This is a genomic window from Acidimicrobiales bacterium (assembly GCA_036270875.1).
In the GTDB taxonomy this organism is placed as follows: domain Bacteria; phylum Actinomycetota; class Acidimicrobiia; order Acidimicrobiales; family AC-9; genus AC-9.
In genome coordinates this window covers 1-12,021 of sequence record DATBBR010000023.1, presented here as the reverse complement: position 1 = coordinate 12,021, position 12,021 = coordinate 1, and the positions used below count along the sequence as shown (strand labels likewise).

Genomic DNA, 12,021 nt, shown 5'->3' with positions numbered 1-12,021 from the left:
ACTGATGGCGGAGTCCAAGCACGGGGCCCGGCGAGCGACCTCGTACGAGCAACCATCCATCTGATCTCACGGCGACCGCGCCACGTCGCGTCCTCCAGCTCCGTAGCCAGGCTACTGGCTACAGAGAGGCACCAACACCTGTGGGCCGTGGCCGCCAGCGACGGAGTCAGCCCACGGCGGAAGGGGGGCTGTACACGGCGACGAACGGGCCACATCGTGTCTGACGTCCGTGCAGGACACCCAGGATGTCAGCGGCCAACGGGGCAGGACCGGGCTGCAGACCCACCATGGGCACGACCGAGGCGTCCTGGGTCTCGAAGAGCACCAGGTAGTCGCCCTGTCGGTCGAGGGAGCGGGCGGCGCTGAGGATCTGCGTCTCGGAATGCCCGATCTCGTCGATCCACAGCCAGTCGAGCGGAAGCGGGTCGTGAAGATGCAGCACCGGGTACATGGCGGCGTTGTTGGGCAGCAGCGCGACCCGGCTGGCGGGCATCTGTCTGATGCAGGCCTTCATGTCCGAAAGGTAGGCACCAGTGTCCGGATTGGTGCGGATGGATCCGAAGTCCGGAGCGATGCGGGAGAGCGGGAACGTCAGCTGGCTGGCCGGGCGATCGCGGTAGATGTCGGTCCGTCGAGTATGGACGAACACGACGGCGGTGGCGGCGAAGACGGCGGCTGAGACCAGCACGCTGACCAGCGCGCCCGGTCGGGTGGCTACCTGGTGTCCGTCCCAGATGCGGACCACCGCCAAGAGGACGAGCCCCCCGGCCACGAGGTTCGGTACGGCGTAGCCCCACGACAGGCTCACCATCCACCCCGTGGCCACCACGGCGATCCCGGGCCAGTCGACGCGCCGGTGGCGGTACATGTGCCACAGGACCACGATGCCCGCGATCTCCTCGAGCCGGTCCGCCCAGGTGCCATAGAGCTGAAGGTGCTGCTGGAGCGCCGTCCCGACGACCACGGCGGTGAGCGCCGCGCGCAGCGCGGTCCCGATCCACGGAAGCGGACGGGAGTCCGCCACGACAAGCGCCGCCAGGAGCACAGCCACTCCCGCCGCCAGGGCGAGGTCGCCGTTGGTCAGCACCTCGTGGATGAGGTCGCGCCCGTAGATCGGCCGCGCCGCAGCGATCTCACGGACGAAGGACGGGAACGCTCCGAAGGCGGACATCACGACCACGTAGAGCGCGCCAGGAGCGGCCGCCCACAGGAGGGAGCGGACAACCGTGGCGAGCCGCGCCGTAGGTGCGGTTCGGGCGGCCACCATGGCCCCGCCGAGGAGTGGGGCCAGGAAGAAGCTCTGCTTGACGACGAGCGAGGCCCCGAGAACGATGAACCCGGCCACTGTCGTGCGCGGGTACTGCACGAGGACGAAGCCGAGGGCGACGAGCAGGACGCCGTCGATCGTGTGCCAGTCCATCAACGGGAAACCGTGGATGGAGATCAGAGCGCTCGCCGCGACCGCGAGGCCCTGCCACGCTCGCCACCGCGCCGGCGAGCGCCCGACGACGAGCCAGCCGACGAGGACCGCAGTCCCGACCAGCTCGGCCGTGGTGACGAGCCGGGAGGCGATCATGAGGGGCAGCGGCAGCGCGAAGTCCAGCAGATGGAGGATGGGCGATCCGACCGGGCGGGGGGAGATGAAGTCGAGGTGGGGGACCTGACCGTGCAGTATCCGGTAGCTCTGGGCGAGGATGTAGCCGTCATCGGTCGGGTTGAAGCCCAGCCGTCCGGCGACGGCGAACACGCCCCCGGTCAGCACCAGGGCGCCCGCAGCCACGCCGCCACCGCGCAGGCGCCCCTGCCGACGGTCCCGCACATCGCGGACCATCGTCGTCATGCGCGGCGATAGTAACCGCGGCACCCTTCTAATCAGCGGGCGCCGGTCCTCGATGCTGCCACCAGCCGGCGACCCGCCACCCGATCTCGAGGGCGACGTCGGCGAGGACCGAGATCACCACCGCTACGGTGATCGCCCACCAGGCCGGCAGCTGCAAGTCGAAGAACGTGTCGAGGCCAGGAATGGTCAGGGTGCCGGCGAACACCGCCGCCACCCCCACGACCAGGGCCAGGCGACCCCGATTGAACGGCCGGATCAGGATGACCAGCACCCACAGTCCCACCGCGAACAGGACGATGACCGCCGTGGTGCGAGCCTCGGTGAGGGTCAGGCTGGGCTCGTCACGAGCCACCGCGTACGCCGTGAACGTCGCCGCCGCCGCCACCACTCCGGACGGAATGGCGAAACGAAGGACCCTGTTGACGAACCCGGGGCGCCAGCGCTGGGAGTTGGGGCCGAGAGCGAGAAAGAACGCCGGTACCCCGATGGTCAACCCGCTCACGACCGTCAGGTGTCGGGGCAGGAACGGGAACGGCAAGGTCGCCAGCCCGACGGCGATGGCCAGGAGCACGGCGTAGACAGTCTTGGTCACGAACAGGTTGGCCACGCGCTCGACATTGGCGATGACCCGCCTTCCCTCGCCTACGACCCCGGGTACGACGTCGAACGCGTTGTCGAGCAGCACCAGCTGCGCGACGGCGCGCGACGCGCTGCTGCCGGAGCCCATGGCAATGCCGATGTCGGCATCCTTGAGGGCGAGGACGTCGTTGACCCCGTCACCGGTCATCGCCACCACGTGGCCCCGAGACTGCAGCGCCGACACCATGGCCCGCTTCTGGTGGGGATTGATCCGGCCGAAGACCGAGTGGTCGTTGACCGCCTGGGCCAGCTCGGCAGGCTCGGACGGCAACCCCCGCCCGTCGACCGGCTCCTCGGATCCCGGTACCCCCACCCGCCGGGCGATCGCGCCGACGGTGGCTGGATTGTCGCCAGAGATGATCTTCACGGTGACACCCTGGCGCCCGAAGTAGGCGACCGTGTCGGCGGCGTCCGCCCTGACTCGCTCGTCCAGCACGACCAGGGCGGCGGGCGTGATCGAGGCCGGCAGCGACGACGCATCTGGTTCACCGTCGCCTCGAGCCAGCAGGAGCACGCGCCTTCCCTCCTGAGCGTGCACATCCGCCTGTCGCAGGGCTGCCTTGTCGGGCGAGCCCGCCAGGAGGATCTCGGGAGCTCCCAACAGCCATGTCCCGTAGCCGTCGAACGTGGTCGCTCCCCACTTGCGCGCGGACGAGAACGGGGCACGGGAGCGCACCGCCCAGCCGACCGAGTCGCCCGCCCACTGGCCGATGGCCTGGAGGCTGGTGTTGGGCTGGGGATCGGCCGCCGCCAAGGCGCCGAGCGCGTCGCCGACCGGGAGCTCCGGCGCCAGGATCTCGACGTCACGCACCTCCATCACGCCCTCGGTCAGGGTGCCGGTCTTGTCGAGACAGGCCACGTCGACACGGGCCAGTCCCTCGACGGCAGCGAGCTCCTGGACGAGAACGTGACGGCGACCGAGCCGGACGACCGCCAGGGCGAAGGCAAGGCTGGTCAAGAGCACCAGCCCCTCGGGCACCATGCTGCCCACACCAGCCACCGACCCGCGGATCGAGTCCTTGATATCGGCCGACTGGAGCTGGCTGAACACCAGCAGCGCGGCGGCCGGGGGGATGACAAACGTCACCAGGCGCAGGATCTGGTTGATGCCTTCGCGCAACTCGGATCGCACGAGCGTGAAGCGACGAGCCTCCTCGGCGAGCTGGCGGGCATAGGCCGCGCGGCCCACCCGGGTGGCCCGATACCGGCCATTCCCCGCCGTGACGAAGCTGCCCGACAGCACCTCCTCGCCGACGCTCTTCGGCATCGGGTCGGCCTCGCCGCTGAGGAGCGACTCGTCGAGCTCGAGCTCACCCGCCAGGACCACGCCGTCGACGAGCACTTGATCGCCCGTGGCCAGTTGCAGCACGTCGTCGAGCACGACCTCGTCGACCCCGAGCTGACGTACCCGACCCTCGCGCACGACCGCAGCGTGCGGCGCGCTGAGCACCGCCAGCTGATCGAGGGTCCGTTTGGCCCGCAGCTCCTGGATGATCCCGATGGCCGAGTTGGCGACCAGCACCACGCCGAAGAGGGCGTCCTGCAACGGCCCGACGATGAGGATGACGACGAGGAGAGCGCCCAGGATGGCGTTGAACCGGGTGAAGATGTTGGCCCGGAGGATCTGGGGGACCGTGCGCGACGGTGCGGCCGGGACCTCGTTGACCTCACCCCGGGCGACGCGAGCCTGAACCGCTGCCTCGTCCAGGCCCGCCAGCTCGTCGACAACCGGCTCTCCCTCGGCCGTCCCGGTCACGGCGCCGACCGCGTTGTCGTCTGCGGGAAGTGGGGCACCCAATGGCTCGCTTACCCTTCAGCCTGGCGAAATGTCCTGTGCAGCCGGGACGACGTGCCCTCCTTCAGGATACGCGTCGCCAGCCTCACAGCCCGGGACTGGTGATTCCAAGGGTTCGTCTCGCCGTTACCCGGGCGAAGCCGTCCGGACACGGAGGCTGAGTACGGTCTGGTCACGTGCGCGTGGCGATCGTCGCCGAGTGTTTCCTCCCAGCGTGCAATGGGGTCACGAACTCGGTGCTCCGGGTCGTCGAGCACCTGGAGCGTCGAGGTCACCAGGCACTGGTGGTGGCGCCCGGGCTGGGGCCCAGCCGCTACCTCGACACGCCTGTCGAGCGGGTGGCGGCGGTCGACATGCCGTTCTACCGGGGCCTGTCGGTGGGCCTGCCGACCGGGCGCGTCCGCCATATCCTCCAGCGCTTCTCGCCCGATGTCGTCCACCTGGCCGCGCCCGCGGTACTCGGGGCCGCAGGCGCGAAAGCCGCCCGCAGCCTCGGCATCCCGTCAGTCGCGGTGTACCAGACCGACTTCGCCGGCTTCGCTCGCCGGTACGGACTGGGGGTCGCCAGCCCGGCGATGTGGAACTGGCTCCGCCGGGTGCACTCCCAGACCGACCTGACGCTCGCGCCCTCGACACTCGCGTGCTGGGACCTGGCGCGCCACCACATCAGGCCGGTGGTCAGGTGGGGCCGGGGGGTCGACCTCCAGCGGTTCCATCCCCGACATCGCAGCCCGCTGCTCCGACGTCGCCTGGCGCCGGACGGCGAGATCATCGTCGGCTACGTCGGCCGGCTGGCCCCGGAGAAACGCGTCCATCTGCTCCACCACGTGCTGCAGATGCCCGGGGTCCGGGTCGTCGTCGTGGGCGACGGACCGTCGGGGCGGGCGCTGCGACGACGCCTGCGCGGTGCCCAGTTCCTCGGCTTCCAGAGTGGAGTCGAGCTGTCGCAGACCCTCGCCTCACTCGACGTGTTCGTGCACACTGGAGCCGACGAGACCTTCTGCCAGACAATCCAGGAGGCACTGGCCTCCGGCGTGCCGGTGGTGACGCCTGCGGCCGGTGGTCCCATGGACCTCGTGCGCCACGGCGAGAACGGATGGCTGTTCCCCGACGACGACCCGGCACTGCTGCGCTGCGCGGTCGCCGAGCTCGTCCTCGACGACAGCCGCCGACTGGTGATGGGTCAGCGGGCCCGGGCCTCGGTCGAGCGGCGGAGCTGGGAGGAGCTGGGCGAGGAGCTCGTCGCCCACTACCGCACGCTCTCGGGTGCCACCGAGCGTTCGCGCCGGGTGGCCTGATGGCGCTCCGGTCGTGGATCGTCGTCTCGGTCCACGATGTGGCCCCCGCGACCAGGCAGGCTTGCGAGCGGTGGATCGACGACCTCGAGGAGCTCGGACTCCCGACCACGATGCTGGTCGTGCCGGGACCGTGGAAGGCGCCCGCCATCGGCGACGACCGCCGCTTCGGTGCCTGGCTGCGAGCCTGCCAGGGGCGGGGACACGAGATCGCCCAGCACGGTTGGACCCACCTGGCGACGGATCAGGGATCGCGGCGCCGCCGGCTGATCGGCCGGGCCGTCGCCCGAGGCTGCGCCGAGTTCTGGACCCTGGACGAGGACGAGGCTGCCCGCCGCCTCGCCCTCGGCCGGGCGCAGCTTCGGTCCGAGGGCATCGAGTCGGTGGGGTTCGTCCCTCCCGGGTGGCTGGCGTCAGCGGGCGCGCGGCGGAGCATGAGCGCATTGGGCTACCGGTACACGACATCGCACACAGCGGTCATCGACTTCACAACCGGAGCTCGCCATCGGGCCGTCGCCCTCTCTCACCGGACGGGAGGCTCACTCGAGCGTCCCGGCTCGGCCCTGATGACCAGGACGGCGCGGCTCCTCGTCAGCCAGGGCCGGCCGGTGCGGATCGCCCTTCACCCCGAGGACGTGGAGCGACCGCGTCTGCGCGTCGCGGCACTGGCCGCCATCGACGCCGCCGTGACCGCCGGCGCGTCGCCCATGACGTATCTCGACGTGGTCAACCGCCCCGGCGTGGGGGCGCAGGTCGCATGACGCGCATCGTGCAGCTCGCCAACTTCTATGGCCCCGAGTCCGGCGGCCTGCGCACGGTGCTCGACGAGCTCGGGAGGGGGTACCAGCGCGCCGGCTTCGAGCGGTTCGTGATCGTCCCGGGCGAGCGGGACGCCGAGGAGGCGACCGACGCCGGCACCAAGGTGACGCTGGCCGCTCCGTTGCTCCCGGGCGCCGGCGGGTACCGGGTCCTCAACTCGCGCGCCCGGGTCGAAGCGGTGCTCGGCCGCATCGGGCCCCACCGCCTCGAGGTGTCGGACAAGCTGTCGCTCGTCTGGGTGAGCCGCTGGGCGTCCACCCGGGGTCTGCCCTGCATCCTGCTGTCGCACGAGCGTCTCGACGCCATCCTCTCGGCGCGGGTGCCGCGGTGGTTTCCGCTCCGTCGGGGCGCAGACCGGTGGAACCGTCGCCTCGTGGCCCGCTTCGACCGCGTGGTCTGCACGTCGGCCTTCGGCGCCGAGGAGTTCGAGCGCATCGGGGCGACCAACCTGACCCGAGTCCCACTGGGTGTCGATCTCGACACCTTCCACCCGGGGCCTCCCGAGCCCGGTGCGTGCACGCAGCTGGTGACGGTCGGAAGGCTGTCGAAGGAGAAGCGGCCGGCGCTGGCGATCGACACGGCAGCGGAGCTCCGCGCGCGCGGCGTCGATGCCCGCCTGACCATCGTCGGAGCCGGCCCGCTCGCACCGGAGCTGGCGGCCGCCGCGGAGGGCCTTCCGGTGCGGTTCACCGGGCACCTCCGGGACAGGGGCGCCGTGGCTTCCCTGCTCGCCGGCGCCGACGTGGCCCTTGCACCCTGCCCCGTCGAGAGCTTCGGTTTGTCGGTGCTCGAGGCCCTTGCCGCGGGCACCCCGGTGGTCGTCGGCGAGGGCGGGGCTTCCGCCGAGCTGATCGACGACACCTGCGGCCGGACCGCCGCCACCGACCCAGCATCGATGGCGGACGCCGTGGCCGCGCTGCTCGCTGTCCCGGGTCGGCGTGTGTCGGCGCGCGCCCGAGCCGAGCGGTACCCGTGGTCGCGCACCGTCGACGGGATGCTCGTCGCTCATCGCCTGATGGGGGCTCCCCTGGAGGCGATGGCGTGAGAGCTCGTCCCCTCGGCTGCGACGATCACGGCGCCGTGCACGCCATCTTCCGCTCCACGCTGCTGCTCGGCCGCGAGCTGCCGTTCTCGCTCCCCGACCTGGAGCGCTACGAGTCGCTGTGCCTCGACTGGTACCTCGGTCCCGGCCGCGAGGACGCCGCGGTCGTCGAGGCCGACGACGGAAGGGTCGTCGGCTACGCCCTGGTGTGCACCGACGGCGAGGCCCACGCCCGCTGGATGCGGCGGCGGGCGGCCCGGTTCGCTTTCACCCTCCTGCGGGGCTTCGCCCTCGGCCGGTACCGCGGCGACGCCGGCCGCTTCTACCGTTGCCGCCTTCGCGACGGAGTGGCGATGTGGCGGTCGGGGCCGGACGCGCCCATGCCGGCGCACGTCCACCTCAATCTCGACCACAGGTGGCGTAACGGCGGCGCGCGGCGGCTGCTGACCGACCACATCGATGATCGGGTGCGCCGTGCCGGGCTACCCGGCTGGTACGGCGAGATCAACGCCCTGGCCGGGCACCGGTCCCGTGCCCTCGAGCGGATGGGAGGTCGCATCGCGCACCGGGCGCCGAACCACACGCTCAGCGCCTTCCTCGGCCAACCGGTCGAGCGCCTCACCCTGGCCAGGAGCCTCCCACCGGCGCGCCCAACGCGACCTCCACGGGGGCCCCGTCGCACGCGGTCGCCGGAGATCGCCTTCGTCTTCCCGTCCGGAGGCAGCAGCGGGGCCGCCCAGGTGGGCATCGTGCGCAGCCTCCTGGAGGCGGGCATTCAGCCCGACGTCGTGGTCGGCTCGTCTGTTGGCGCGCTGAACGCGGCCTTCTTCGCCATGGACCCGACGATGGCCCAGGTGGACCGGCTGGCCACGATCTGGCGGGGGCTGACCCGCGAGAACGTCTTCGGTCGCAACCGGTACGGGACGATCACCCACGTCCTGCTACGCCACGATCACATCTACACGCCCGTCGCCCTCCGGGCCTTGATCGCCCGCTTCTGCGCCCTGACCGAGCTGGCCGACACCAAGGTTCCCGTCCATGTGGCGACGACCGACCTCGACAACGGCGTGGCGCGCTGGTGGGAGGCCGGTCCCGCCATCGACATCCTCTATGCCAGCGCCTGCCTGCCGGGCCTGTTCCCGCCGGCCATGCTCGGCGGTCATCGCCATGTCGACGGCGGTGTGCTGGAGCCCGCCCCCGTGCAGCGAGCCGTCGACCTCGACGCCAGCACCGTGTACGTGCTGGGCGAGATCGTCGGTCCCGAAGACGAGCGACCGCGGCGGCTGACGGCCCTCGACGTCCTCATCCGCAGCTTCGCCATCAGCCGCTACGCCCGGCTGCCCGATCCCACCGCGCTGGCCCGTGCCGGGCAGCGGGTGATCACGGTGCCCGGCGCCGACACCACCGGCATCGAGATCACCGATTTCAGCCACACCAGCCGCATCATCGACGAGAGCCGGGTGCGCAGTCGGCGCTTCCTGATGGCTGGGGAGCCCGAGCTCGGGGCCGCGTTGGACGAGCCCTCGATGGCCCTGGACGAGATCGATCAGGCGTCGAACGACAGCCAGAAGGAGGCCGTCCCGCTGACTGGCGGCTCGTAGCGGACCTCGTCCAGCTCCCCGGACCGGGCCACGCCGACGAACTCCGCGTCGGTGCGGACGCTGACGGTCAGCCCTGGTAGATGCCACACGGCACCGTCCAGGGCGTTGGCCGCCGAGACGAGGAACGTCGTGGGCTGCGGACCCCTCCGGGCGTGCGGCGCGCACGTCGTGACCAGCCCGTGCGGCTCGGCGCGGGCATCGACTGGGCCCGAGTGGACGAGTCGGATCCATCGGGTGCGCCCGTCGGGGTCCCGCCAATGAACGGTAGCCGGGTGGTACTGGCCCCAGCCGGGCCAGCGCCGCCGGCCGCGCTCGGCGCCGATCATCAGGTCCGCGCCCAGCCAGGCGCTGGCGATCCGCTCGGGGTCGGACGAGACGACGCGCTCGAGGTGGCGCTCCCCCACGAAGCGGCCGAGGCCGTCCCGTGCCGCGGCCGGGACACGGGCATCGAGAGCCGCGATCACCGGCGCCAGGGCGAGGTCGTGGGAGTGGGAGAACGGCCGGTTCAGCTCGGGCACGGGCGGGGCGGCGTCGGGCTCGACGGCCTTGATCCACAGGCCGAGCGCGGCCACGTAGCGGCGCATGTCCATCCCGTAGGCCCGGGTGTACGGCCCGGCGACGTTGCCGAGACCGGCGTGGTACCAGGGGGTCAGATCGGCCCACAGCTCGGCTTCGAGGCGACCGCCCCAGGCTCGCAGCTGTGATGAGCGCGAGTGCGAACGCCACAGGACGAGCGCGTAGAGGTCGATCCCGTAGTAGGTGGGCGAGTTCCACTCGTCGAGCGTCCCATGGAGATCGAAGCGCTCGACGGTTCGACCGGCCAGCTCCTCGCCTCGGCGTGTGAGCTCGGGCCGGTCGAGCAGGTACCCGGCCTGCACCTCGAGCCAGGCCCGCATGAGGGCGATGTTGGAGTAGCGCTCGTCCACCCGCTCCGGGGGCTCACCGTCCGCCGCCAGGGCGATGGACGCCACCATGGCGTCGACGGTCGTGGCGGGCAGGACGTCGCCGGCGAGGATGAGCGCCAGGGCGAACCCCGTGCCGACGAACTGGCGCCAGTTGGGGTCGAACCCGGCGTATTCCACGGCGCCCGGCTGGGGATCGGGGAACTCCCGGAACCGGGCGAAGGTGCCGTGCCAGGGGGCACCCTGATCGACGAGCTGACACCCGATGACAGCGCCGAGAGCGCGCGCCGCGTTCTCGACGTCGCCGTCGGCGCGCCGTCGCAGCAGACCGAGCGCGTACCAGACCGTCGGCGGTACCAGGTGAAGGCTGCGCGGAGGGAATAGCGCATCAAAGGAGCCGGGCGGGTTCCAGAGCATGGCGACGTCGTCGTCCCACCACGTCGTCATCCAGTCGAGCGCGTCCGCCCACACCCCCGAGGCCACGCCCGCCATGCTAAAGCCCGGTCGCCGCCCGTCCGCGGTCCGCTCGGCGCCGAGTACGGAACCCGAGTCTACGCTGGGCGACGCATGGCTGACTGGGCGACGATCACATCCGCGGCGACGGCCGGTGGGACGCTCATCCTCGCCGTCGCCACGTTCGCCTCGACACGCACGGCGAACCAGGCGGCGCGAATAGCCGAGCGTTCCCTCCAGGTCGGACTGCGACCGCTCCTCCTGCCGTCGCGGTTCGAGGACCCCGTGGTCAAGGTCAACTTCCTCGACGAGCACTTGATCCCCATACGCGGTGGCATGGGCGCGGTCGATGAGGCCGACGGCAACTTCTACATGGTCATGAGCGTGCGCAACGCGGGCTCCGGCCTGGCCATCCTCCACGGCTGGTTCCTGCCCCAGGAACCGCAGGAGCCGGAGGACCGGGCCGAGTGGGCGTCGACCATGACGCCGCCCGACCCCGAGCAGTTCCGCCGCCTGAACCGGGACATCTACGTGGCGGGGAACGACGTCGGGTTCTGGCAGGGCGCGCTCCGCGACTCCCAGGACCCCTGCTATCCGACTGTCCGCAAAGCCGTGGACGACCGCATTCCGCTCATGGTCGACCTGCTCTACGGCGACCAGGACGGAGGGCAGCGCACGATCAGCCGCTTCCGGCTCACGGTTCGAGGGGAGGGCCCGGAGCGGCTCGCATCCGTTGCCCGGCACTGGTTCCTCGATCGGGCCGACCCCCGGTAGGGGCGGCCGACAAGACGACTTGTGTGCCTTGCCGCTGGTCGGGCCCTCCACACCGGCGATCAGCCGTTGCTGACGATCCGCTCCGGCTCGACGAGGACGGCGGCACGACGCTCGGCGGCCATCACGCGGTCGTACTCGTCCCAGTCCTCGTGGGAACCGCCGGCACCCCGGAACACAGCCCGCAACAGACCGGGGACGTCGTCGGGCCGGACTTCGTCGACAGGGTCGTCGGGGCCGATGATCCTGACCGGGCCCTCGACGGCAACCCACTCCCAGCCGCTGCGGAACACCACGGTCGCCCGGCCGCTGCGGCGCAGATGCGACAGCTTGCGGGTACCACCCCCGGCGACGAGGCCGATGACCGGCCGGCCGGTCACCGGGTCCTCGACGAGGCCTGCGTTGACCAGTGAGGCGTGGACGGACCCGTCGGCACGGGCCGTGGCCACGACCGCCAGCCAGTTGTCCGCCGCGCCCAGGCGAAGGACGAGATCGAGGCTTGCCATGTGGTCCTCCTCAGGCGAATCTACCGGCCGCCATCGCCGTCGTCGGCGCGCCACTGGCGGTCGGATGGGATCTGCCTGAATCGACCCGGCAGGCCGGACGCGGCGTCGCCCGATTGCGTCGCACCCCCCGGAGCAGCCCTTCGTCGCAATAGCTTCGGGTCACGGCCAAGAAGCCGCCCACGAGCGTGTGGCGGCTGGGAACCACGAGCCAGCGCCGCTCCCAGGCGGGGGCGAACTTGTCCTTGTAGTGGCGTAGGGAGGCGGTGGGATAGACCGACTCGGCCAGCCTGCCCCTGCCCACGGGCACGCATGCGAGGCTCGCCCGCTCGACTCCGGCGGCTCCGAAGCCGATCAGGCT

The 12,021-nt window shown here is 71.4% G+C and carries 10 protein-coding genes; 5 read left to right on the top strand and 5 right to left on the bottom strand.

Annotated features, from left to right (window positions below; translation table 11 throughout):
* Positions 1 to 166 precede the first annotated feature (166 nt).
* Both VH112_02155 and VH112_02150 read right to left on the bottom strand, forming a co-directional pair.
* On the bottom strand, positions 167 to 1,840 hold the full coding sequence (locus VH112_02155) for a hypothetical protein (GenBank protein ID HEX4539020.1): 1,674 nt from the start codon (positions 1,838 to 1,840) through the stop codon (positions 167 to 169).
* Between the two features lie 28 nt (positions 1,841 to 1,868).
* Complete coding sequence (locus VH112_02150; protein HEX4539019.1) at positions 1,869 to 4,277, bottom strand: HAD-IC family P-type ATPase; 2,409 nt, start codon at positions 4,275 to 4,277, stop codon at positions 1,869 to 1,871.
* 173 nt (positions 4,278 to 4,450) lie between these two features.
* Here VH112_02150 and VH112_02145 point away from each other — a divergent pair, with 173 nt between their 5' ends.
* The 4 genes from VH112_02145 to VH112_02130 are packed head-to-tail and all read left to right on the top strand — an operon-like array spanning position 4,451 to position 9,031.
* Positions 4,451 to 5,572, top strand: coding sequence for a glycosyltransferase family 1 protein (locus VH112_02145; GenBank protein ID HEX4539018.1), 1,122 nt, complete (start codon positions 4,451 to 4,453; stop codon positions 5,570 to 5,572).
* Positions 5,572 to 6,330: a polysaccharide deacetylase family protein gene (locus tag VH112_02140; GenBank protein HEX4539017.1), complete on the top strand. Its 759-nt coding sequence runs from the start codon at positions 5,572 to 5,574 to the stop codon at positions 6,328 to 6,330. Before VH112_02145 ends, VH112_02140 begins: the two co-directional genes overlap by 1 nt.
* Positions 6,327 to 7,433, top strand: coding sequence for a glycosyltransferase (locus VH112_02135; protein HEX4539016.1), 1,107 nt, complete (start codon positions 6,327 to 6,329; stop codon positions 7,431 to 7,433). Before VH112_02140 ends, VH112_02135 begins: the two co-directional genes overlap by 4 nt.
* Complete coding sequence (locus tag VH112_02130) at positions 7,430 to 9,031, top strand: patatin-like phospholipase family protein (protein HEX4539015.1); 1,602 nt, start codon at positions 7,430 to 7,432, stop codon at positions 9,029 to 9,031. Before VH112_02135 ends, VH112_02130 begins: the two co-directional genes overlap by 4 nt.
* Here the strand turns inward: VH112_02130 and VH112_02125 are convergent.
* A complete protein-coding gene (locus VH112_02125; GenBank protein ID HEX4539014.1) occupies positions 8,977 to 10,416 on the bottom strand; it encodes a hypothetical protein in 1,440 nt (479 codons plus the stop codon). The two genes, VH112_02130 and VH112_02125, sit on opposite strands and share 55 nt — an antisense overlap.
* Positions 10,417 to 10,500: 84 nt before the next feature.
* Here VH112_02125 and VH112_02120 point away from each other — a divergent pair, with 84 nt between their 5' ends.
* Positions 10,501 to 11,160 carry a hypothetical protein gene (locus tag VH112_02120; protein ID HEX4539013.1) on the top strand — a complete coding sequence of 220 codons (660 nt, stop codon included), beginning with the start codon at positions 10,501 to 10,503 and terminating at the stop codon, positions 11,158 to 11,160.
* Between the two features lie 59 nt (positions 11,161 to 11,219).
* On the opposite strand, the gene VH112_02115 is transcribed toward VH112_02120, so the two are convergent.
* Both VH112_02115 and VH112_02110 read right to left on the bottom strand, forming a co-directional pair.
* On the bottom strand, positions 11,220 to 11,663 hold the full coding sequence (locus VH112_02115; GenBank protein ID HEX4539012.1) for a pyridoxamine 5'-phosphate oxidase family protein: 444 nt from the start codon (positions 11,661 to 11,663) through the stop codon (positions 11,220 to 11,222).
* 10 nt (positions 11,664 to 11,673) lie between these two features.
* The coding region (locus VH112_02110; GenBank protein HEX4539011.1) for a hypothetical protein at positions 11,674 to 12,021 on the bottom strand (348 nt) is incomplete at its 5' end.